The 24,156-nt window shown below is 48.4% G+C and carries 20 protein-coding genes and 3 tRNA genes; 5 read left to right on the top strand and 18 right to left on the bottom strand.

The features are described 5' to 3' along the window. The 15 genes from pnp to rlmE form a co-directional block, all read right to left on the bottom strand. A complete protein-coding gene (gene pnp, locus KQY15_RS10560) occupies positions 1-2,130 on the bottom strand; it encodes a polyribonucleotide nucleotidyltransferase (RefSeq protein ID WP_217669160.1) in 2,130 nt (709 codons plus the stop codon). Positions 2,131-2,307: 177 nt separating this feature from the next. Next, positions 2,308-2,577, bottom strand: coding sequence for a 30S ribosomal protein S15 (gene rpsO / locus KQY15_RS10555; RefSeq protein ID WP_217669159.1), 270 nt, complete (start codon positions 2,575-2,577; stop codon positions 2,308-2,310). A 99-nt stretch (positions 2,578-2,676) separates the two neighbouring features. Continuing rightward, on the bottom strand, positions 2,677-3,630 hold the full coding sequence (gene truB, locus KQY15_RS10550) for a tRNA pseudouridine(55) synthase TruB (protein ID WP_217669158.1): 954 nt from the start codon (positions 3,628-3,630) through the stop codon (positions 2,677-2,679). Next, positions 3,630-4,046, bottom strand: a complete 417-nt coding sequence (rbfA, locus tag KQY15_RS10545) for a 30S ribosome-binding factor RbfA (protein ID WP_217669157.1) — start codon at positions 4,044-4,046, stop codon at positions 3,630-3,632. Before rbfA ends, truB begins: the two co-directional genes overlap by 1 nt. A gap of 86 nt (positions 4,047-4,132) precedes the next feature. Further along, positions 4,133-6,817, bottom strand: coding sequence for a translation initiation factor IF-2 (gene infB / locus KQY15_RS10540; RefSeq protein WP_217669156.1), 2,685 nt, complete (start codon positions 6,815-6,817; stop codon positions 4,133-4,135). Positions 6,818-6,842: 25 nt separating this feature from the next. After that, positions 6,843-8,339 carry a transcription termination factor NusA gene (gene nusA, locus KQY15_RS10535; protein WP_217669155.1) on the bottom strand — a complete coding sequence of 499 codons (1,497 nt, stop codon included), beginning with the start codon at positions 8,337-8,339 and terminating at the stop codon, positions 6,843-6,845. 34 nt (positions 8,340-8,373) lie between these two features. Then, on the bottom strand, positions 8,374-8,829 hold the full coding sequence (gene rimP, locus KQY15_RS10530) for a ribosome maturation factor RimP (RefSeq protein WP_217669154.1): 456 nt from the start codon (positions 8,827-8,829) through the stop codon (positions 8,374-8,376). 237 nt (positions 8,830-9,066) lie between these two features. Next, positions 9,067-9,143 (bottom strand) — tRNA-Met (locus tag KQY15_RS10525). 75 nt (positions 9,144-9,218) lie between these two features. Continuing rightward, positions 9,219-9,303, bottom strand: a tRNA-Leu gene (locus KQY15_RS10520). A gap of 12 nt (positions 9,304-9,315) precedes the next feature. Beyond that, complete coding sequence (gene secG / locus KQY15_RS10515) at positions 9,316-9,639, bottom strand: preprotein translocase subunit SecG (protein ID WP_217669153.1); 324 nt, start codon at positions 9,637-9,639, stop codon at positions 9,316-9,318. A gap of 1 nt (position 9,640) precedes the next feature. Then, positions 9,641-10,378 (bottom strand): triose-phosphate isomerase, encoded by a 738-nt coding sequence (gene tpiA, locus KQY15_RS10510; RefSeq protein WP_217669152.1) that lies wholly within the window; start codon positions 10,376-10,378, stop codon positions 9,641-9,643. A gap of 119 nt (positions 10,379-10,497) precedes the next feature. Then, positions 10,498-11,832, bottom strand: a complete 1,335-nt coding sequence (gene glmM / locus KQY15_RS10505) for a phosphoglucosamine mutase (protein ID WP_217669151.1) — start codon at positions 11,830-11,832, stop codon at positions 10,498-10,500. Continuing rightward, a complete protein-coding gene (folP, locus tag KQY15_RS10500; RefSeq protein ID WP_217669150.1) occupies positions 11,829-12,668 on the bottom strand; it encodes a dihydropteroate synthase in 840 nt (279 codons plus the stop codon). The genes glmM and folP overlap by 4 nt, the downstream gene beginning before the upstream one ends. Before the next feature lie 82 nt (positions 12,669-12,750). After that, positions 12,751-14,673 carry an ATP-dependent zinc metalloprotease FtsH gene (gene ftsH / locus KQY15_RS10495; RefSeq protein WP_254795636.1) on the bottom strand — a complete coding sequence of 641 codons (1,923 nt, stop codon included), beginning with the start codon at positions 14,671-14,673 and terminating at the stop codon, positions 12,751-12,753. A 56-nt stretch (positions 14,674-14,729) separates the two neighbouring features. Next, on the bottom strand, positions 14,730-15,359 hold the full coding sequence (gene rlmE, locus KQY15_RS10490) for a 23S rRNA (uridine(2552)-2'-O)-methyltransferase RlmE (RefSeq protein ID WP_217669149.1): 630 nt from the start codon (positions 15,357-15,359) through the stop codon (positions 14,730-14,732). 82 nt (positions 15,360-15,441) lie between these two features. Here rlmE and yhbY point away from each other — a divergent pair, with 82 nt between their 5' ends. Then, positions 15,442-15,738, top strand: coding sequence for a ribosome assembly RNA-binding protein YhbY (gene yhbY, locus KQY15_RS10485; RefSeq protein WP_217669148.1), 297 nt, complete (start codon positions 15,442-15,444; stop codon positions 15,736-15,738). Here yhbY and KQY15_RS10480 read toward each other — a convergent pair. After that, complete coding sequence (locus KQY15_RS10480; RefSeq protein WP_217669147.1) at positions 15,724-16,140, bottom strand: hypothetical protein; 417 nt, start codon at positions 16,138-16,140, stop codon at positions 15,724-15,726. The two genes, yhbY and KQY15_RS10480, sit on opposite strands and share 15 nt — an antisense overlap. A 159-nt stretch (positions 16,141-16,299) precedes the next feature. Between KQY15_RS10480 and radD the strand changes: the two genes are divergently transcribed. The 4 genes from radD to KQY15_RS10460 all read left to right on the top strand — a co-directional run bounded on the left by radD (position 16,300) and on the right by KQY15_RS10460 (position 20,406). Next, the gene (radD, locus tag KQY15_RS10475; protein ID WP_217669146.1) at positions 16,300-18,063 is read left to right on the top strand and encodes a DNA repair helicase RadD; all 1,764 of its coding nucleotides are present in this window, start codon (positions 16,300-16,302) and stop codon (positions 18,061-18,063) included. A gap of 117 nt (positions 18,064-18,180) precedes the next feature. After that, positions 18,181-18,254, top strand: a tRNA-Gly gene (locus tag KQY15_RS10470). A 94-nt stretch (positions 18,255-18,348) separates the two neighbouring features. After that, complete coding sequence (locus KQY15_RS10465) at positions 18,349-19,251, top strand: alpha/beta fold hydrolase (RefSeq protein ID WP_217669145.1); 903 nt, start codon at positions 18,349-18,351, stop codon at positions 19,249-19,251. An 18-nt stretch (positions 19,252-19,269) separates the two neighbouring features. Then, a complete protein-coding gene (locus KQY15_RS10460; protein WP_217669144.1) occupies positions 19,270-20,406 on the top strand; it encodes an RNA polymerase sigma factor in 1,137 nt (378 codons plus the stop codon). 49 nt (positions 20,407-20,455) lie between these two features. On the opposite strand, the gene greA is transcribed toward KQY15_RS10460, so the two are convergent. Both greA and carB read right to left on the bottom strand, forming a co-directional pair. Next, positions 20,456-20,932: a transcription elongation factor GreA gene (gene greA, locus KQY15_RS10455; protein ID WP_217669143.1), complete on the bottom strand. Its 477-nt coding sequence runs from the start codon at positions 20,930-20,932 to the stop codon at positions 20,456-20,458. Further along, positions 20,929-24,150 carry a carbamoyl-phosphate synthase large subunit gene (gene carB, locus KQY15_RS10450; protein WP_217669142.1) on the bottom strand — a complete coding sequence of 1,074 codons (3,222 nt, stop codon included), beginning with the start codon at positions 24,148-24,150 and terminating at the stop codon, positions 20,929-20,931. Before carB ends, greA begins: the two co-directional genes overlap by 4 nt. Between the last annotated feature and the right edge of the window lie 6 nt (positions 24,151-24,156).

Here is a 24,156-nt window from a genome sequence, read left to right as displayed (position 1 = left end):
TTAAGCGTCTTGCTCTGCATTAGCTGCAGTTTCGGCTGGCTTGGTATTCGCTTCTTTAATACTTAAGCGAACCCGGCCCTGCTTGTCCACTTCCAGTACCTTAACAGCCACTTTCTGACCTAACTGTAAGTGTTCAGACACATTGTTAACCCGCTCATCAGAAATTTGCGAAATATGCACTAAGCCGTCTTTACCTGGTAAAACATTTACAAAGGCACCGAAGTCCACAATTCGTACTACTTCGCCCTGATAGATGGCACCTACTTCGATATCAGCGGTAATAGCATTAATCTTATCAATAGCAATTTGCGCTGCTTTGGCGGTGGTTGCAGCAATTTTGATACTGCCATCATCTTCCAGCTCGATTGTGGTACCAGATTCTTCAGTGATCTGACGAATAACCGCACCACCTTTACCGATAACTTCGCGGATTTTCTCCGGGTTTATCTTCATGGTGTAAATGCGCGGTGCATATTCAGACATTTCTTCACGGTGGCCGCTGATAGCCTGATCCATTACGTTCAGAATGTGCAAACGGGCCGCTTTGGCCTGCTTTAACGCAATTTGCATAATTTCTTTGGTAATACCGTCAATTTTGATATCCATTTGCAGCGCAGTAATACCCTCAGTAGTACCAGCAACTTTAAAATCCATATCACCTAAGTGATCTTCATCACCCAGGATGTCTGACAATACAACAAAGTCATCACCTTCTTTTACCAGACCCATGGCAATACCAGCCACAGACGCCTTAATAGGCACGCCGGCATCCATCAGCGCTAATGACGAACCACAAACAGAAGCCATTGAGCTGGAACCGTTAGATTCGGTTATTTCAGATACGATCCGCACGGTGTATGGGAATTCTTCGAAATCCGGCATCACGGCTAAAACACCACGCTTCGCTAAGCGACCATGACCAATTTCACGGCGTTTAGGCGAGCCAACCATCCCGGTTTCACCTACAGAGTAGGGAGGGAAGTTATAGTGCAACATAAAGGTATCTGTTTTCTGACTTAATAAGTCATCGATATTCTGGGCATCACGGGCGGTACCTAAGGTACAGGTAACCAGCGCCTGGGTTTCACCACGGGTAAACAATGACGAACCATGGGTACGTGGCAGTACGCCAGTCATAACGCTCAAACCACGAATCATTTCCGGATCACGGCCATCAATCCGCGGCTCACCTTTGGTGATCCGGCTACGCACGACTTTACTTTCCAGGTCATGGAAAATATCACCGAATTCGTTTTTGTCCAGCTCTTCGCCCTCGGCCAACTCCTCTGTCAACTTAGCATGCAGAGCTGATTTAATTTCGGCAATTCGCTCATAGCGTTTCGCTTTTTCAGTGATCTGATACGCAGCACCGATATCAGCAGTAGCTAGTTCAGCAACCTTAGCAATCAAAGGCAAATTCTTTGCCGGCGCCTGCCAGTTCCAGGCTGGCTTAGCGCCTTCAGCTGCCAATTCATTGATCGCGTTAATAGCCGTTTGCATTTGCTCATGGCCATACATTACGGCACCCAGCATCACGTCTTCAGATAAAATGTTAGCTTCAGATTCCACCATCAGTACTGCATTGTGCGTACCTGCAACCACTAAATCCAGTTTCGAGCTTTTCAGCTCTTCTTCTGATGGGTTAAGTACATACTGGTTGTTGATATAACCAACCCGGGCAGCACCAATAGGGCCTGCAAATGGAATACCTGATAAAGCCAAGGCCGCTGACGTACCAATTAATGCAACGATGTCCGGCTGAATTTCCGGCTGTACTGATACCACAGTGGCAATAACCTGCACTTCGTTGTTGAACCCTTCCGGGAATAACGGACGGATAGGACGGTCTATCAGACGGCTGGTCAGGGTTTCACCCTCACTTGGCCGGCCTTCGCGTTTAAAGAAACCGCCCGGGATCCGGCCAGCTGCATACATTTTTTCCTGGTAGTTAACAGTTAACGGGAAGAAATCCTGACCAGGCTTAGGTTCTTTTTTACCAACAACCGTTACTAAAACTGAAGTATCTCCCAGGCTGGCCAGCACTGCGGCATCTGCCTGACGGGCAATAACGCCGGTTTCTAATGTTAGGGTATGTTGGCCAAACTGAAATGATTTTACGATGGGAGTCACGTGTGTATTTCCTTTATCTTAATCGCCGAATTGCGATGTTTTTCTCTGTGTTTTCTACCTGCACAGTATACTCTGTAACCTGTTACAAAAGATAGTTCAGTAAAAATCGTGTTGAAAATAAATCCCATAAAAAAAGAGGCCCGAAAGCCTCTTTTTTACAACGTTATCGCCAAGCGATTAACGACGTAAACCTAAACGACCAATCAGGGTAGTGTAACGGGCCTGATCTTTGCCTTTTAAGTAATCTAACAGCTTACGACGCTGGCTAACCATCCGTAACAAACCACGACGAGAGTGGAAGTCGTGTTTGTGCTCAGCAAAATGGCCTTGCAGGTGAGTGATTGACGCAGTTAACAGGGCAACCTGTACTTCTGGTGAACCGGTATCGCCTTCTTTAACAGCATAGTCAGCAACAATTTTTGCTTTATCAGCAGCGCTTAATGACATATTTAACTCCAATGTGAGTGAACTAAAATAAGGGAATCGCCGATCACTCATCCAGCAGACCCCAGAAAACCGGGCGTATGATAGCACTTTGCTATCTTTTTACAAGGCGTTTATCTCAGGCACGGCCTGCGGCAGGACACTGGTATTTAGCAAGCGGCGGGAACTTAACACCCCCTGCTCCACCTGACCAATACCAAAGAAAATATTTGCCGGCCCCAGCAACCTGACCGCCGCAATATCATCCGTTTCTACCTTGCAACTTTGGCCATGTTGTAACTGATGCTGTTGCTCAATGCCAAGCTTAATAGCCGGCATGCTGACAATCCCCGCATCCAGTGGCAGCAGCAACGCATCCAAAGCTGTAAAGTCGCCAGCGCTATGACATGGCTGCTCTAAGGCATCTAACTGAGCAGGCTTAACCATTTGCTCTGCAGTAAATGGCCCTACCTGGGTTCGGTGCAGTTTGCTGACATGGCCACCACAGCCAAGCAACTCACCGAGGTCATCAATTAAGGTGCGGATGTATGTCCCTTTTGAGCAATGGACAATAAAGTCGGCAACGTTGCCATCCCGTTTAAGCAGCTCAAACCGAAAAATACTGATTGGCCTGGCTTCGCGCTCAATAGTGATGCCCTGGCGGGCATATTTATAAAGTGGCTGGCCCTGATGTTTTAACGCTGAAAACATCGTCGGTACTTGCAGGATGTCTCCGCGTAAGGTTGTTAACGCCTGCTCTAACTCCGCGTCAGAAAAACGGACAGGCCGCTCACTGATAACCTCGCCTTCGGCGTCACTGGTGCTGGTTCGTATTCCAAAACAGGCTGTGACCAGATAGGTTTTATCTGTATCAAGTAGAAACTGACTGAACTTAGTTGCCTCACCAAAGCAAATTGGCAATAAACCGGAAGCCATTGGATCAAGCGCACCGGTATGACCAGCTTTTTGAGCCTGATACAACCAGCGTACCCGCTGCAAAATGCCATTACTGCTGACTTCAAGCGGTTTATCCAGTAACAGAATGCCATTAACTGCTCTGGCATTTTTGCGAGCCATTAGTCCTCAGCTCCGTCATTATCTGTCGGCTCGAGTCCGGCATCTTTACGTTTACGCTCATCTTCCTGACGCACTGAAGTTACCAGACTTGCCATCCGGATCCCTTCATTAAGTGACTGGTCAAACGCAAAACGAATATGCGGCACAATCCGGGTCTGAATACGCTTGCCTATTAAACTGCGTACAAAGCCTGACGCATCGTTCAGGATCTTAAGATTGTCTTCAACCTTGCTGTCGTCCATACCCAGAAAGGTAACAAACACTTTGGCATGTGACAGATCGCGTGATACTTCAACATCAGACACGGTGATCATGGAGTGCAGCCGTGGATCTTTAATTTCACGCTGCAAAATTACCGCCATTTCCTTTTTAATATGTTGCGACAACCGGTCAACGCGGGAGAATTCTTTTGCCATTATTGTCTAATCCAATTTTTGAGGCCAGGGAGAACACAACAGGGGCACTAATGGCCCCTGTATTATGTGTTTTGGCCAGCGGTACTTTATAAAGTACGTTCAACCTGAATGGTTTCAAATACTTCGATCTGATCGCCTTCACGAACATCATTGTAGTTCTTCACGCCGATACCACATTCGAAGCCATTTCTGACTTCGTTAACATCGTCTTTAAAGCGACGCAGTGATTCCAGTTCGCCCTCGAAAATAACCACATTGTCACGCAGAACCCGAATTGGCGCGTTACGCTTAATCACACCCTCAGTAACCATACAACCAGCTATAGCACCAAATTTCGGCGAGCGGAACACGTCACGCACCTGTGCCAGACCAATAATTTGCTGTTTAAACTCAGGTGCCAGCATACCAGTCATGGCCGCTCTTACTTCATCTAACAGCTCATAAATGATGCTGTAATAACGTAAATCCAGACCCTCATCTTCAATCATCTTACGGGCTGAGGCATCTGCACGTACGTTAAAGCCTATAATGATTGCTTGTGATGCAGCTGCCAGAGTAACGTCAGTTTCAGTAATACCACCAACACCACTACCGATGATTTTGATTTTCACTTCATCAGTAGACAGTTTAGCCAGTGATTCAGAAATTGCCTGAACTGAACCCTGAACATCACCTTTTAATACCAGGTTAAGTTCAGACACATCGCCTTCTTCCATATTGGCAAACATGTTTTCCAGCTTGGCTTTCTGCTGACGCGCCAGTTTAACATCACGGAATTTACCCTGACGGTATAACGCAACTTCACGTGCTTTACGCTCATCTTTTACCACGGTAACTTCGTCACCGGCTTGTGGCACACCTGATAAGCCCAGGATCTCTACCGGAATAGACGGCCCGGCAACTTTAATTTCACGGCCATTTTCGTCACGCATTGCCCGAACCCGGCCATACTCAAAGCCACAAAGAACGATATCACCCTGGTTCAGCGTACCTTCCTGAACCAGGATAGAGGCAACCGGACCACGTCCTTTATCAAGCCGCGATTCAATAACAGCACCACGTGCCAAACCATTCTTAACGGCTTTTAATTCCAGCAGTTCGGCCTGGTTCAGGATAGCTTCAAGCAGGTCATCAATACCCTGGCCTGATTTTGCCGATACCTGAACAAACTGGGTATCGCCGCCCCAGTCTTCAGAAATAACGTCAAACTGCGATAACTCATTACGCACCCGATCCGGATCCGCTTCTGGCTTATCAATTTTGTTTACCGCAACCACCAAAGGTACGCCAGCTGCTTTTGCATGCTGAATGGCTTCTTTGGTTTGTGGCATAACACCATCATCCGCAGCAACCACCAGAATAACGATATCGGTAGCTTTCGCACCACGTGCCCGCATTGAAGTAAAGGCGGCGTGGCCTGGGGTATCCAGGAACGTCACCATGCCGCGGTCAGTCTCAACATGGTAAGCACCAATGTGCTGGGTAATACCACCGGCTTCGCCAGCAGCAACCTTGGCTTTACGGATATAATCCAGTAATGAGGTTTTACCATGGTCGACGTGGCCCATAACGGTTACTACCGGCGCCCGCGGCTCCAGCTCACCTTCACCGGCACGATCAGACATTACCGCTTCTTCTAATTCATTTTCTTTAGTAAGGGTAAACTTGTGGCCCATTTCCTCACAGACAATGGCCGCAGTTTCCTGATCAATTACCTGATTAATGGTTGCCATCGCACCCATTTTCATCATGGTTTTAATAACTTCAGACGCTTTTACCGCCATTTTCGCTGCAAGTTCGGCAACGGTAATGGTTTCACCAATTTTAACTTCCCGCTCTACCGGTTGGGCTGGTTTATTAAAACCGTGCTGCATACTGGTTGGGGTTTTCTTCTTCTTGGTATGACGGTTAGCGCGATTAAACGCTTCCTTGTCATTACCATCATCTTTCTTTTTACCTTTGGCTGGTGGCGCTTTTTTGCCTACACCACGACGACCGGCGCGCTCTTCTTTGGCGTCCACCTCATCTTCAGCCTGCTTGGCAAATTCGTTACTGGTCAGGTGATAGTCGTCTTTTTCGGTTGACTTGGCTTTCTCCTCCTGAGCCCAGCGCTCACTATTCTCTTCTGCCAGTTTACGGGCTGCTTCAGCCTGCTTTTTCGCTTCTTCTTCCAGCTTGCGTAAAGCTTCAGCTTCCTGCTGCTGACGAATATGTTCCGCTTCACGCTTAGCTTCTTCTTTAGCCGCGCGGCGGGCCGCTTCTTCAGGATCATCTTTTAGCAGCTGCGCCTGTTTAGCTTCTTCACGTTTCTTTGCTTCAGCTGCTTTACGTTCGGCTTCTTCTTTCGCTTTTGCCGCAGCAATTTCACGCGCTTTCTGCTCAGCTTCCTGCTTAGCGCGGTTTGCTTCAGCGTTGGCTTTTTCTTCCGCTAAACGGGCTTCTTCCTGTGCTTTAAGCGTTGCCTCATCGACAACCGGTTTTTTGATGTAAGTTTTCTGTTTGCGCACTTCTACCTGAATTTCACGGTTACGGCCAGCGCCGCCAGCAACACTCAGGGTCGTTTTCTCTTTGCGCTTCAGCGTAAGTTTTGATGGTTCTGATGAATTACCGCCATGCTGCTTGCTTAAATGCAATAGCAAAGTTTTCTTTTCGTCTTCAGATACCTGCTGCCCTGCAGCTTTGGTAATACCTGCATCAGCAAATTGTTGTACTAACCGATCAACAGTTGTACCGACATCACTGGCCAGCTTCTCTATGGTGACTTCTGCCATTTGTGTTGTTACCTCCGTTGACTACTCAGTTACTTTCACTAAACCAAACAATATTTCGCGCCGCCATAATCAGCTCTGCGGCTTTTTGCTCAGTTACATCTGCTATATCTAATAAATCGTCGACACCTAACTCAGCCAGATCATCCAGGGTGGTCACACCTTTGCTGGCAATGACATAAGCGGTGTGAGTATCTAAACCGTCCAGCGCTAACAGCGCTTCAGTTGGTTTGGCGTCTTCAAGCGATTCCTCGCTGGCCAACGCACGGGTGGTTAGTACGGCTTTCGCCCGACTACGCAATTCTTCAACGATTTCTTCATCAAAACCATCAATAGACAATAATTCGCTGATTGGCACGTAAGCCACTTCTTCCAGAGTCGAGAAGCCTTCTTCTACCAACACGTCGGCAAAGTCTTCATCGATTTCCAGCGCATCCATAAAGGCCTGGCGAACTTTTTCAGTTTCTTCCTGATGCTTTTTCTTCATATCTGAAACTGACATCACATTCAGTTCCCAACCGGTTAACTGACTGGCTAAACGCACGTTCTGACCGTTACGGCCAATTGCCATTGCCAGGTTAGAATCTTCAACTGCGATATCCATAGAGTGAGCATCTTCATCAACGATAATGGAGGCAACCTCTGCCGGGGCCATGGCATTAATGACAAACTGAGCGTCATTATCGTCATACAGCACAATATCAACCCGCTCACCGGCCAGTTCGTTAGATACGCCCTGCACCCGTGAACCACGCATACCAACGCAGGCACCAACCGGGTCAATCCGGCGGTCATTGCTCTTTACTGCAATTTTAGCGCGTGACCCTGGGTCACGGGCAGCGCCACGAAGTTCAATCATCTCTTCGCCAATTTCCGGCACTTCTATCCGGAATAATTCCAGCAACATTTCTGGCCGGGCCCGGCTCAAAAACAACTGAGCACCTCGCGCCTCTGGTTTTACATCAAACAACAGGGTACGAATACGATCGCCTGGCCGGTATGTTTCGCGCGGCAACATTTCTTCCCGGGGTAACATGGCTTCAGCGTTGTTGCCTAAGTCAACAATAATACTATCGCGGTTGACCTTTTTAACGATACCGGTTACCAGTTCACCCACCTGGTCAATATAAGCTTCTACAACCTGAGAGCGCTCGGCTTCACGTACTTTCTGGACAATAACCTGTTTGGCCATCTGGGTAGTGATCCGGTCAAACTCGATAGAGTCAATTTGCTCTTCGTAAAAATCGCCAATTTGCACTTCAGGTGCATCGAATTGCGCAGCTGACAGGGTAATTTCGCGGGTAGGATGTTCCTGCACCGCATCATCCGCAACAACTTCCCAACGACGGAATGTCTCATAGGAACCGGTTTTGCGGTCAATATTCACCCGCACTTCAATATCGCCTTCATTTTTCTTTTTAGTGGCTGCAGCTAATGCAAACTCCAATGCCTGGAAAATCTTTTCCCGTGGTACTGACTTTTCATTCGATACTGCATCGACAACCAATAATATTTCTTTTGCCATTGTATCTGCCTCGTTCTGACGCGACCCGAATACCTTAAAAAACCGGTACTACGTTTGCTTTGTCTATATTATCCATCAGCAAACGATAGGGTTTGCCATCGACTTCCATAACCAACATGTCAGCGTCTATTGCCTGCAACATGCCTTTGAATTTTCTTCTGTTATCTTGTGCTATTGTCAGCTTAACTTCAATTTGCTGGCCGACTGCCTGTGCAAAATGGGCCTCGGTAAACAGCGGCCGGGCCAAACCCGGTGATGACACTTCTAAGGTATATTCGGTGGGAATAGGATCTTCTACGTCCATGATTGCGCTGACTTCACGGCTAACCAAAGCGCAATTTTCTACAGTAATACCGTCGCTATGATCGATATAAAGCCGTAACGTGGTATGCCTGCCAGCCCGCAGCAACTCAATACCCCATAAATCAAAACCGGCAGCTGTTACTGTCGGGCTCAACAACTCTGTAAGCTGTTGTTCTTGTTTAGTCAAAAAGACCTCCGAATACACCAATAAAAAATGGGCATAGCGCCCATTACTGCTTAAAACTGACACGCCAGATACGAAAACGCCCCGAACAAGCGGGGCGAAATAACATCCGAACAACACCCATATCGCCAATGAAATGTTGTTTTATTTGGTTGCGGGAGCCGGATTTGCGACCTTCGCCCTGTGATTATAAAGAGGAGCCCTAGGGCGCATTCTCAATATAACTGTTCAACCTAAAGTTGGTTGCGGGAGCCGGATTTGAACCGACGACCTTCGGGTTATGAGCCCGACGAGCTACCAGACTGCTCCATCCCGCGTCCGTCTAATGGCGCATATTATATAGCGCCTTGCTTGTTACCGCAAGCCTTGCAAAGTAAAGCCGCGAATATAGTTGGTGCCGAGAGCGGGACTTGAACCCGCACGTCCGAAGACACTACCCCCTCAAGATAGCGTGTCTACCAATTTCACCACCTCGGCAAAAAAGAGAGGTTAGCCTACCGGAATATCACTGTTATCGTCTTTTTTAACCGGTGCTTGTTCCACAGCCGGCACAGACAGATCCCATTCATCAACCGGTGCGCTTTGCTTTGCTGTATAGTTGCCTAATACAATACTTAATACAAAAAATAACGTTGCCAGGATGGTCGTCGTTTTTGTTAAGAAATTACCGGTACCAGAGGACCCAAACACCGTTGATGAAGCGCCAGCACCAAAGGCCGCACCCATGTCTGCACCTTTACCATGCTGAATCAATACCAGACCAATTAAGGCCATAGCCACCAACAAATATAGAACAATAATAATTTCGTACATGTTATTCCTTTGCACTCTGACAAATTTGCATAAATTCTGATGGTTTCAAGCTGGCCCCGCCAACTAAAGCACCATTAATGTCAGGCTGAGCGAACAACGCGCTGCAATTTGTCGCGTTTACACTGCCACCATATAAAATTCTTACCTTTGCTGCACCTGCGGCATCATACTGAGCAAGCTGCTGGCGAATAAACGCATGGGCTGCCTGCGCTTGTTCAGGTGTTGCCGATTCACCCGTACCTATCGCCCATACAGGCTCATAAGCCACTACCGATTTTGCCAGCAATTCGGGGTGCGAAGCATACACCGCCGCTAATTGTTTCGCAATAACCTGCTCGGTATTTTCTTGCTGACGCTCAGTTAATGTTTCACCAATACACAGCACTGGTGTTAAACCGCCATTTACTGCCTGCTGCAACTTCAGACAAATCAGTTGATCCGATTCGCCATGATATTGCCGCCTTTCAGAATGACCAACGAGCACATAGGTCGCACCGGTTTCAGTGATCAGAGTCACATCCAGTTCACCAGTATAAGCGCCTTGTTCATGCTCACTTACATTCTGAGCACCCAGCGCATAATGCTGGCTGGCAGGAAAAAGAGGTAACAGCGTAGCGGGTGGGCAAAGCAAAACATCAACTTCTGGGCTCAGGTTTGTTAACTGCTGCACGACAGCCTCTACCAGCGCCCTGGAGCCGTTCATTTTCCAGTTGGCAGCGATCAGTTTTTTTGCAGACATAACTTTATTTCCTGATTAAAAGCGCCGGAATACTAACTATGCCAGCGTCGGACAACAAGCTTTAACGACATAGTTCATGGCTGACTGCGGTTATAATGTACAACCGCAGTCGTTAGCGTTTAACTTGCAAGCTTAACTGCAGCCGCAATTTGCTCGGCGTAGTCCCGCACCAATACCTCATCTTCACCTTCCACCATAACCCGGATAAGCGGCTCGGTACCCGATTTGCGGATCAGCACCCGGCCTTTGCCGGCCAGTAGAGTTTCCACCTCGGCAATTTTCTGCTTAACGTGCTGCTTTTCAAGTGGCGCAGTGCCTTTTTCAAATTTCACGTTTACCAATATCTGCGGCAATTTATGCATACCATCACACAGTGCGGTCAAATCTTCACCTGTCACCAGCATAGCATTTAATACCTGTAACGACGCTATAATGCCATCGCCGGTGCAGGCATGATCAAGATTGAGGATATGGCCGGAATTCTCTCCGCCAATTCGCCAATTTTTTTCACGTAATAATTCCATCACGTATCGATCACCCACTGCGCTGCGGGCAAAAGGAATATCCAGTGCCTTCAGGGCAAGCTCCAGGCCGAGGTTGCTCATTAATGTACCAACTACACCGCCCTGCAGCATATTTTCACGTTGAGCATAGCGGGCAATAATATAGACAATTTCATCACCATCCAGTACCCGGCCCTGCTGGTCTACCATCATTACCCGGTCACCATCGCCATCATAAGCAATACCCAAATCTGCCTGGTGCTCCAGCACTGTTTGCTGCAGTAAATCGGTATGGGTTGCACCACATTTGTCGTTAATGTTGAAACCATCTGGTTTGCAGCCAATTGCCACAACCTCTGCCCCCAGCTCCTTAAAAACAGCTGGGGCAATATGGTAGGTTGCGCCATGAGCACAATCGATAACGATTTTCAGGCCCTTTAACGATAAATGATTTTTTAAATGGCTTTTGCAAAACTCAATATAGCGTCCGGCTGCATCGTCTATCCGCATGGCCCGACCCAGCTTTTCTGACGGCTCACAAACCATAGCTTGTTCCAGCTCATGCTCAATTGCCAGCTCAACATCATCAGGCAACTTAGTACCGTCAGCAGAGAAAAATTTAATACCGTTGTCATAATACGGGTTGTGAGAGGCGCTGATAACAATACCGGCTTCAGCCCTGAAAGTACGGGTTAAATAGGCGACAGCCGGCGTTGGCATTGGCCCCAGCAAACGCACATCTACACCAGCAGCAACCAGACCCGCCTCAAGTGCTGTTTCCAGTAAATAGCCGGAAATACGGGTATCTTTACCAATCAATACTTTTCGGGTACCTCTTGCAGATAACACCCGCCCTGCTGCCCAGCCCAGTTTCATGGCAAACTCCGGCGTTATCGGAAATTCACCTACCCGGCCCCGAACTCCATCAGTTCCAAAATATTTTCTGCTCATGCTTCTACTCCATGGCGCACTGCCGTAGCTACCTGCAATGCATGTACTGTTTCCTTTACATCGTGAACCCGAATAATGCGAGCTCCCTGTAGTGCGGCAATTGTGGCACAAGCAACACTACCTGCCAAACGCTGATTTAACGGGACATTAAGCAGCTGCCCAACCATCGACTTGCGGGACATACCAGCCAGAACCGGATATCCCAGTTGAACTAGCTGCTCCAGCGCCGCCAACAGCTGATAATTATGACTAAGCGTTTTACCAAAGCCAAAACCCGGGTCCAGAATAATCTGTGATTTGCCAATTCCGGCGAACTGACAATCCATTGTCCGTCGTTGCAGAAATTTTATTACTTCAGCAACGACATCATCATAGCGGGGTTGCTGCTGCATAGTACGGGGCTCGCCCTGCATATGCATAATGCAAACCGGCACATTTAATTCGGCCGCACAGGCCAGTGCACCTTCGCCCTGTAATGCCTGAACATCATTGATCATATCGGCACCGGCCTGAACCGCAGCTGACATTACACCAGCTTTGCTGGTATCTACAGATAACACACAGTCAAAGCGCTGCCGGATAGCAGCAATCACCGGTACAACCCTATCCAGCTCCTGCTGTAATGGTACTGCTGCGGCGCCCGGTCGGGTTGACTCACCGCCAATGTCCAGCACAGTTGCACCATCTGCCAGCATTTGTTCTGCCTGATACAGAGCTGCATCAACAGTATTGTGCTGGCCGCCATCAGAAAATGAATCTGGGGTTATATTTAAAATGCCCATTACCACCGGACGGGATAAATCCAACTGACGCTGACGGGGAAGTTTCAATAGCATAAGCTTAAACCTGCAGAAAGTTATATCCCAAAAAGAACAAACCCCGGCAAGCCGGGGTAGGAATTATAAACACTGGCGGCGATTAATGTAAGTTGCCTTCAGAGGGTTTATCTGTTGCAACTGGTCCGTCGCTTTCAACTTTCGCCTTGCCCGACGAATCATCATCGCTGCTGCCATTGTCACGCGGCTCCCAGTTTTCAGGCTGGCGAACTTCGCGTCGTGCCATCAGGTCATCTATTTGTTTAGCATCAATGGTTTCATATTTCATCAATGCGTCTTTCATCGCATGTAAAATATCCATGTTGTCTTCGATCAGCTTTTTAGCGCGATCATAGTTTCTGTCAATAAAAACCCGAATTTCAGCATCAATCGCCTTAACCGTATCTTCAGACATGTGCTTGTTTTTACTTACTGAGCGTCCCAGGAACACTTCACCTTCTTCCTCTGCATAAAGCAGTGGGCCAAGTGTTTCAGAAAAGCCCCACTGGGTAACCATTTTTCTGGCTAAGTCAGTAGCACGCTCAATATCGTTGGAAGCGCCGGTTGTTACCAACTCGAATCCGTAAATCACTTCCTCTGCTATACGGCCACCAAATAACGAGCTAATCATACTTTCCAGATGACGTTTGCTATGGCTTACCCTGTCCCGCTCTGGCAGGTACATAGTAACACCCAGTGCCCGGCCACGAGGAATAATACTGACTTTATAAACCGGGTCATGATCCGGTACCAAACGGCCAACGATAGCATGACCTGCTTCATGATAGGCCGTCGCTTCTTTCTCTTTTTCAGTCATCACCATTGACCGGCGCTCAGCGCCCATCATGATTTTATCTTTAGCTTTTTCAAATTCGTCCATCGATACCACCCGGCGACTACTACGGGCAGCAAATAGTGCAGCTTCGTTTACAAGATTGGCTAAATCGGCACCAGAGAAACCCGGGGTACCACGGGCAATTACTGAGGCATCGACCCCATCAGCCAATGGCACCTTGCGCATGTGAACTTTCAAAATTTGTTCGCGACCTTTCACATCCGGCAACCCAACCACTACCTGACGGTCAAAACGGCCTGGGCGCAGTAACGCCGGGTCAAGCACATCTGGCCGGTTAGTCGCAGCAATCACAATAATGCCTTCGTTGCCATCAAAACCGTCCATCTCTACCAGCATCTGGTTTAATGTTTGTTCACGCTCATCATGCCCACCGCCCAGACCAGCGCCACGCTGGCGACCAACTGCATCGATTTCGTCAATAAAGATAATACATGGCGCTGCTTTCTTGGCCTGCTCGAACATATCACGAACCCGTGAAGCACCGACACCAACAAACATTTCAACAAAATCTGAACCGGAAATAGTAAAGAATGGCACCTTAGCTTCGCCGGCAATGGCTTTAGCTAACAGGGTTTTACCGGTTCCCGGCGGCCCTACCATTAACACGCCTTTCGGGATCTTACCGCCAAGCTTCTGGAAGCGTGACGGATCACGTAAATAATCAACAAGCTCAGATACTTCTTCTTTCGCTTCATCACAACCTGCGACATCGGCAAAAGTCGTTTTAATCTGGTCTTCGCCCATCAGCCTGGCTTTGCTTTTACCAAACGACATGGCACCTTTGCCACCGCCACCCTGCATCTGGCGCATAAAGAAGATCCAGACACCTATTAACAACAGCATAGGGAACCAGGAGATGAAAATAGTTGCTAACCAGCTACTTTCTTCCGGCTTAGCACCAATAACCCGAACATCATTGTCTAATAAATCTTTCATTAAACCTGGATCATTGACCGGCAATACCGTTTCAAACCGCTCACCGCTGGTCCGCAAACCAGTAATTACACCGCTGCGCTCAATTTTCACTTCACGGATCTGGCCCTGATTTATATCTTTGATAAATTGGGTATAGCTGGTTTGTCTGTCTGCATTCTCACTTGGGCCGAAGCTGTTAAATACCGACATCAGTACCACTGCGATAACCAACCAGACAATCAGATTTTTTGCCATGTCGCTCAAGGTTATAACCTCATTTTTCGCTTAATAAAAAGTTACCGGCTACTGTACTAAACTTTGAAGCCGGTCGCCACGATATATGTCTCCCGAGACCTTGCACGGGATGAATCGGGCTTACGTATTTTTACGGTGGTGAACAAGGCTCTGATATCCTTTACAAAGGCTTCAAAACCGTCCCCCTGAAACACTTTGACCACAAAACTGCCATTTTGCTTCAAAACTTTTTGACACATATCCAATGCCAGCTCCACTAAATACATGGAGCGAGCCTGATCAGTCGTATCATTGCCACTCATATTAGGTGCCATATCGGATAATACCACATCTACGGTTTTACCGCCGATCCGGCTCAGTAAAGCGTCCAAAACTGCTTCTTCCCGAAAATCACCCTGCAAAAACGCAACACCTGCCAACGGATCCATCGGCAAAATATCGCACGCAATTACCGTACCAGATGTGCCAACCACGCCAACCACATACTGTGACCAGCTGCCTGGAGCCGACCCTAAATCGACTACTGTCATGCCGGGCTTCATCAGCTTGTCCTGCTGCTGAATTTCTTCTAACTTAAACGATGCCCGTGACCGCAAACCTAGTTTCTGTGCTTTTTGGACAAAGTGATCATCAAAATGCTCTTTTAACCAGCGGGTTGAACTGGCAGAGCGTTTTTTCTTGGTCATGGTACCACTCTTAAATAGTGTTATGCCTGAGATGGCGCTACAATAAGCAAAAATCAAGCTTGAATCTGGATATTCTACCTATATGAGTTTAACCAATAAACAAAAACAATTTTTAAAAGCCAAAGCCCATGAGCTGAAACCTGTTATTTTACTGGGTGGTAATGGCCTTACCGAAGGCGTGGTCGCTGAAATTGAAGTAGCGCTCAACTTTCATGAATTAATTAAAATAAAAGTCCCAACTGAAGATCGCGAGCAAAAAGTTCTTATTATGGATGCGATAATCCGGGAAACTAAAGCCGAAAAAGTACAGGTCATCGGCAAAACTCTGGTGTTGTACCGCCAAAGCGAAGCAAAAAAAATTCAGTTACCGCGCGGCTGATTTATCAGTTAAAAACCCGGCTGCCTGCAAAACCTCGCGGGCAGCAGCCTCACTTGTCGCTACCTGACTGACCAAATCAACAGGCCTTGCCGCAACTTCAGTGGCTTTAACAAACTGCCACATTACCACCGCATTGTCGGCATAAATGGTCTCGACATGGCGCAAATTATGTTCAAAACACCAACGGGTGTTGTCTTTAAGCAAACTGAAAACGCCAGCCGGGCTTAACTGCCAGTGTCGTATATCAAGCACCACGGCCCAGGGCTCAGCCACTATCGGTTTTACCAGGTGCCGGAACTCTTGCACATAGTCATTTGCAGTGCGTTCGTTCCAGACGCCATCGGCCCGCACCCACAACACCTTTTCTTCCAGATTCAGGCTGAATGCTTTTTTATTTTTCATTGGTAACTCCCATCGACTACCGGTTACTCTACGCTATATGCCAGAAATCAAAACTCTGACCTGTACTTAAATTGTAAAAATTTATTTATAGATTACGCCTGACTATCTGTACCTGGTGACGAGTTACCTTAGAACACGCAATAAGCCAATGAAGAAATCATGCAGTTAAGAGACTATCAGCAGCAAGCCGTCAACGCAGCTATTGCCCACTTTAAACAAACTAATCAATCAGCGGTGATGGTACTGCCTACTGGCGCAGGCAAGAGTCTGGTGTTGGCGGAGCTGGCTAGAATCGCCAAGGGCCGGGTATTAATTCTTACCCATGTTAAGGAGTTGGTTGCCCAAAACGCAGAAAAAGTTGAACTGCTTACCTCAGCCGGCAGCATTTTTGCGGCAGGCCTCAAGCAGAAAGACAATTCAGCAAAAACAGTAATCGCCAGCGTGCAATCGGCTGCGCGTAACCTTACTCAGTTCAGTGCCAGTTATTCCATGTTGATAATTGATGAATGTCACCGGGTAAGCCTTAGCGAAGGTAGTCAGTATCAGCTATTGTTCAATCACATACGCCAGCACAACCCAGGCTTAAAAATACTGGGCCTGACAGCCACGCCTTACCGGCTTGGCACTGGCTGGATTTATAAAAGTCATTACCATGGCAGGGTGGGCTCGACGGAGCATGCCACCTTTGACCGGTGTATCTTTGAGTTACCACTGCGACCATTAATCAGCAAAGGTTATTTAGCTAAACCGGTTTTACTCGACGGTTTAACAGCCCAATACGACTTTAGCAGTCTGCAGATGCAAAGTGGTATGGATTACAGCGAGCAGCAAATCGATTCGTTAATAGGTAAAATGGGCAGGGCAACCAAACTGATTGTCAGCCAGTTATGCCAGCTTGCTGACAGTAAGCAAGGTATCATTATTTTCGCTGCGACAGTGCGGCATGCCAACGAGATACTGGGCTTGCTTAACGCTCAGGGCCAGCATGCAGCGCTTATTACTGCTACCACCCCCAATACAGAGCGTGATCAGCTGCTTGTGGCGTTTAAAGCAAAGCAACTAAAATTTCTGGTTAATGTGGCGGTACTGACTACCGGATTTGATGCGCCGCATGTCGATCTTATCGCTATTTTACGGCCCACGGCTTCGGTTAGTTTATTTCAGCAAATGGTGGGCCGTGGTTTGCGCAGCGCACCAGATAAAAAACAGTGCCTGATTATTGATTACGCCGCCAATGGCTACGATTTGTTCTACCCGGAAGTGGGCAGCCCGCGGCCCGCCAGTAAAGCTGTGCCGGTACAGGTGCCCTGCCCGGATTGCCAGTTTGCCAATGTTTTCTGGGGGCTGGTTGATAACGATGGCGATATTATTGAACATTATGGCCGGCGCTGTCAGGGTTTACTGGAACATAGTGCCAATTCTGCGCCCAAACAATGCAGCTACCGGTTCAGAGCCCGGATCTGTCCGGACTGCGGCGGCGAAAACGATATTGCAGCCAGGGTTTGTCAGCACTGTCAGTCGCAGCTTATCGATCCGGACAAGCGCTTAAAAGAAGTGCTTAACAAACAGCATCACCATTTGTTTCGGTGTCAGCAGATGCAGCTTAGTGATCAGCAAGGGGTGCTGCAGGTGCAGTATCTGGATATCGACGGCAACCCGTTTTACCGCCACTTTAAAATGGATACCGACGCTCAGCGCCGGGCGCTATATGCGTTGTTTGTCCACCCCCACAGCCGCACGCCAGGGCTTAAACCGAAAAACTATCGAACTGCCAGCGAGCTGGTAGCCGATCAGGATAAATTCCGGATGCCGCAGCTTATTCTGCTAAAAAAACAAGCCAAAGGCTGGCAGCAGCTGGACAGCTTTTTTGATTACAGTGGTCGTTATCATAATCAGCTTAACTATAGCGACGAAGGCGAATAAGGCAGAATATAATTTGTTCTTTAAGCGGTTTTGGCCGACCAATGGATTATTATCATTTAAGGATTACAATCCATTGACGAAAAGACCGGCGTTGCAGTAATTTAGCTGGAACGCCTTGCGGGTGTAGTTCAATGGCAGAATGAAAGCTTCCCAAGCTTTAGACACGGGTTCGATTCCCGCCACCCGCTCCAAATTTCAAAACCGAAACTTTTCCATATTTTTTGTCACAGCAGGCCATGCTGCCGGTACTTAGTAATGTCTCTCACTTATTACTAAGGACTTATCATGAAAAAGCACAACAAGACTAAACCTGGTTTCTGGGCATACTTTGCTATCAGCCTCACCATTGTTGGCGGCGTGCTCGCTGCTAATGTTAAAGCAGAAACGGCTGACAGTTTTACCGTTGAAGTTATCGGCAAAGGTAAGCCGGTAATTATGATCCCCGGCTTAATGTCTGATGCCCGGGTGTGGCGCCCTACTGCCGAGGCACTGGCCAGCGATTATCAGCTGCATTTAATCAGTATTGCTGGCTTTGCCGGTACCCCGGCTATCAGCGGCGAGATACTGCCGCGGGTGCAGCGTGATTTGCTTAACTATATTGAGCAACAGCAGTTACAGCAACCGGCGCTGGTGGGCCATAGTTTGGGGGCATTTCTGGCCTTTAGTTTAGCCAGCAACGCACCAACTAAAGTTGGCACTATTGTCGCGGTAGATGGCCTGCCCTATCTGGCACCGGTGTTTAGCCGCGAAGCCAACACCACCGTCGCGCAGGTAACCCCACAGGCCGAGTATTTTAAAACCTTATACCAGGGCATGAACGCTGAGCAACTGGCCAGTATGGCAAACCAGGGCGTGCAAGTGCAGGCAAGTTCGGTTGCACATCAGCAGCAAGTGGTGGCGATGGCGGCAGCGTCAGACCCGGCCAGCGTCGGCCAGGCATTGTATGAACTACTTACCACCGATTTGCGCCCCAATGTGCATAACATTAAAAGCAATGTATTGTTACTGGGTGCCAGCGGCGCTCTTCAGGATGAAGCGCAGCGTGCAGCCGCCAAGGCACTTTATCAGCAACAAATTGCCACTATTGCTCATGCCAGACTTGAGTTTAATACTGAGTCACGGCATTTTATTATGCTGGACCAGCCAGACTGGCTAATCAGTCGTATCGCCCAGGTTTTAGAAAATTAAGCTGCAGGAGTAATTGGCATGAGTTTATCAATGATTGAACACCAACTTATTCCTGATATCACTGCCGCACAGCTGGGCGATACAGGTGCTTTTCAGCGGCTGGTTGCACGCTGCCAGCGCAGTGTCAGCAGTATTGCCCTGGCGATAGTTAAAGATTTAGACGCCAGTGAAGACATTGCCCAGCAAGTGTTTATTCACATCTGGCAGCAATTAAACACCTTACAAAACCCCAGCAGCTTTTTACCCTGGGTGCGGCAAATCACCCGCTATCGTGCTTTTAACTACCTGCGCGATAATAAAGTGAGTGTTACCCTGAGCGGCGATGACGCTGATCAGGCTCTGGCAGAGTTTGCCAGCGACATTGAATTAGACCAGGATTTAGCTAAAAACCAGCAAAGTCAGATCATGGCAGACTTTATCAGCCAGTTGCCGGCCGATAGCCGGGAAATTGTACTGCTGTTTTACCGCGAAGAGCAAAACAGCCAACAGGTTGCTGAGCTATTGGGCTTAAGCGAAACTAATGTCCGCAAAAAACTGCAGCGGGTACGAGAACTGTTAAAAGATCAGATCCTGGCTAAATACGGCAAACTGATTTTAAGCACGGCTCCCGGGCTGGGCCTTACCACGGCTATATGCAGTGCGCTGACGCTGGCCAGCCCGCCGGTAGCGGCGGCCTCAGCCAGCGCATTGGCTGCCAATAGCAGTGGCCTGGTTAAATTCAGCTGGCTGTTAGGCGGCGCAATGCTGGGTGCTCTGGGTGGGGTGTTAGGAGTAATTCTGGGCATGAAACAGCCGCTGAAACGGGCGGAAACGCTGCAAGAGCGGCAACAATTGCTGAAATACCGAAATATCAGCATTGGTTGGCTCTTTTTCAGTGGTATTTTACTGGCGATGGCCTATCAGTTTACCGCCGGGGCAATCGCGCCCGTACTGGCTTTCAGCCTGTTTATGGCCGGTTTGGGCTACCTGCAATATGGTGTCTGGCAGACAATTAAGCCCCGTTTACAACAAAAAATGCTGCAAGACCCACAAGCTAAAATTGCCTATAAACGCAACCTGTTCTGGTGCTGGTTTGGTATGGCCGGTGGCAGTATAGCTGGCTTTGGTGGCTTAATAGTTGGGCTGATAAGTAGTGGCCGCTGGTTCTGGGGATAAAAAACGCCAGGGCAAGCCTGGCGTTTTTATTCTGTTGACGCTCTGACCGTCAGATATATTTTACCGCGGTAATTTCAAACTCCACCACGCCTTTCGGGGTAGTGATATTAACCACATCATCTGTTGTCTTGCCAATTAAGCCGCGGGCAATTGGTGAGTTAACAGAAATTAAATTGTTTTTAATGTCTGCTTCATCATCACCTACAATGCGGTAAGTCATTTCTTCGTCAGTATCCAGATTTAAAATAGATACCGTTGCCCCAAAAATCACTTTGCCATTGTTTGGCATTTTGCTGATATCGATGATCTGGGCATTCGACAACTTACTTTCAATATCCTGAATACGGCCTTCACAGAAGCCTTGCTGCTCGCGGGCAGCATGGTACTCAGCGTTCTCTTTTAAATCGCCGTGGGCACGGGCTTCAGCAATAGCCTGAATAATTGCCGGCCGCTTTACCGATTTAAGCTCATGCAGTTCAACGCGCAATGCTTCTGCGCCCTGAATTGTCATCGGGATTTGACTCATCCGTTTACTCTCTTATGTAATTCCTGAATAGAATTGACGTTATTAAAGGCACTGGCGGCATTCGCTTTACAAGTCGCGAACGCAGCGTTAAGCGTTGTAGTATAGTTGGCTTTATGCTGCAGCGCACCACGACGTAATACTTTCGAATCTTCGATTGCCTGGCGCCCTTCAGTGGTATTTACAATGTAACTGTATTCGCCGTTTTTAATCCGGTCCAGAATATGTGGCCGGCCTTCATATACTTTGTTTACAGTACGACAAGGCACACCCGCAGCAGTCAGTGCTTTAGCGGTACCGCCGGTAGCATCCAGCTCAAAGCCGATTTCAACCATGCGCTTAGCTAACTCAACAACCCGCACTTTATCGCTGTCGCGTACCGAAAGCAAGGCGCGGCCACCAGTTGGGATCAGCGTGCCTGAACCTAATTCTCCTTTAGCAAAGGCTTCTTCAAAAGTATCACCAATGCCCATTACTTCGCCGGTTGAACGCATTTCAGGGCCAAGGATAGGGTCGACACCCGGGAACTTATTAAACGGAATAACCACTTCTTTAACCGAGAAATACGGTGGAATAATTTCTTTGGTTACACCCTGCGCAGCCAGCGACTGGCCCACCATACAACGGGCACCCACTTTCGCCACCGCCATACCGGTCGCCTTCGACACAAACGGGACGGTACGGGCAGCCCGTGGGTTAACTTCAATTAAATACACTTCGTTATCTTTAACCGCAAACTGAGTGTTCATTAAACCAACCACACCCAGCTCCAGCGCCAGTTTTTTCACCTGCTCGCGCATCACATCCTGAATCGCCGGGCTTAAGCTATGTGGCGGCAAGGTACAGGCCGAATCTCCTGAGTGGACACCAGCTTGTTCAATATGCTCCATAATGCCGCCGATAATCACTTCCTTGCCATCGCAAATCGCATCAATATCCACTTCGATGGCATCATCCAGGAAGTTATCCAGCAATACCGGCGAGTCATTTGACACGCTGACCGCTTCGGTCATATAGCGGCGTAAATCCTGATCATCATAGACAATTTCCATTGCCCGGCCGCCCAGCACGTAAGACGGACGCACTACCATCGGGAAACCAATTTCGTGGGCACGGCTTAATGCTTCTTCGACGCTGGTTACCGTTGCATTTTGCGGCTGCTTTAAGCCAAGTCGCTCTACCGCCTGCTGGAACCGTTCCCGGTCTTCAGCACGGTCGATCGCATCAGGAGAAGTACCAATAATTGGCACGCCATTCGCTTCCAGCGCCCGGGCTAACTTTAATGGCGTCTGGCCGCCGTACTGGACAATTACCCCTTTTGGTTGCTCGATCCGGACAATTTCCAGCACGTCTTCCAGCGTAATAGGTTCAAAGTACAAGCGGTCAGAGGTATCGTAATCGGTGGAAACGGTCTCCGGGTTACAGTTAACCATAATGGTTTCATAACCGTCTTCACGCAGCGCCAGCGCGGCATGAACACAACAATAGTCGAATTCAATACCCTGGCCAATCCGGTTTGGGCCACCGCCGATAATCATAATTTTATCGCGGTTAGTTGGTGCTGCTTCACACTCTTCATCATAGCTGCTGTACATGTAAGCTGTATCAGAAGCAAATTCTGCAGCACAGGTATCAACCCGTTTGTAAACCGGGTGCAGCTTATATCCGTGGCGTTTTTTACGCACTTCATTTTCACTGACACCCAGCACGGCAGCAATCCGGCTATCGGCAAAGCCTTTACGCTTTAACCGTCTTAAACGATGCTCGTCCAGTGCGGCGAAGCCATCTGTTGCCAGCGCTTGTTCTTCTTTAACTAAATCTTCAATTTGCACCAGGAACCAGCGGTCTATGTTAGTCAGTGCAAATATTTCATCCATGCTCATACCAAACCGGAAGGCATCAGCAATGTACCAGATGCGATGCGAACCAGGCTCACGAAGTTCACGGGTTAACTTTTCTTTCGCTTCAGGCTGGCCAATATCAATAATCGGATCCAGGCCCGATACGCCAATTTCCAGCCCCCGCAACGCTTTTTGCAATGATTCCTGCTGGTTACGGCCAATTGCCATCACTTCACCCACGGACTTCATCTGGGTAGTTAAGCGATCGTTGGCACCGGCAAATTTCTCAAAGTTAAAACGGGGAACCTTGGTCACCACATAATCGATGCTTGGCTCAAATGACGCAGGCGTTCTGCCGCCGGTAATGTCGTTAGCCAGTTCATCCAGGGTATAACCTACCGCTAATTTGGCGGCCACTTTGGCGATCGGAAAACCGGTGGCTTTTGACGCCAACGCCGACGAACGCGAAACCCGCGGGTTCATTTCAATAATCACCATCCGGCCGTCGACTGGATTAATACCAAACTGGACATTTGAACCGCCGGTTTCAACACCAATTTCCCTAAGCACTGCCAAAGAGGCATTACGCATGATCTGATATTCTTTGTCAGTCAGGGTTTGCGCCGGAGCTACCGTAATTGAATCGCCCGTATGGACCCCCATAGGGTCAAAGTTTTCAATGGCACAAACGATAATGCAGTTATCGTTTTTATCGCGCACCACTTCCATTTCGTATTCTTTCCAGCCAATTAACGACTCGTCAATCAGCAGCTCTTTGGTTGGTGATAAATCAAGACCACGGCTACAAACTTCTTCAAACTCTTCCCGGTTGTAAGCAATACCACCACCCGAGCCACCCATGGTAAACGATGGTCGGATAATACATGGAAAGCCGATATCCTCCAGTACCTGATACGCTTCTTCCATGGAATGAGCAAAACCCGCACGTGGACAAGCCAGGCCAATAGAGCGCATTGCTTTGTCAAAACGATTCCTGTCTTCAGCTTTATCGATAGCATCGGCAGTGGCACCGATCATTTCTACATTATATTTAGCCAGCACACCATGGCGTTCCAGGTCCAGCGCACAATTTAGCGCGGTCTGGCCGCCCATGGTTGGCAGCACCGCACAGGGCCGCTCTTTTTCAATAATTTTTTCGACAACCTGCCAGTGAATAGGCTCGATGTAGGTGGCATCAGCCATTTCCGGATCGGTCATAATGGTGGCCGGGTTAGAGTTAACCAGAATGACGCGGTACCCTTCTTCACGCAGCGCTTTACAGGCCTGGGCGCCTGAATAGTCAAATTCGCAAGCCTGACCAATTACGATCGGGCCGGCACCAATTATCAGAATACTTTTTATGTCGGTACGTTTTGGCATTGCAGC

This window comes from Arsukibacterium indicum, from assembly GCF_019100565.1.
Classification (GTDB): domain Bacteria; phylum Pseudomonadota; class Gammaproteobacteria; order Enterobacterales; family Alteromonadaceae; genus Alishewanella; species Alishewanella indicum.
This window is presented reverse-complemented; position numbering and strand designations above follow the sequence as displayed.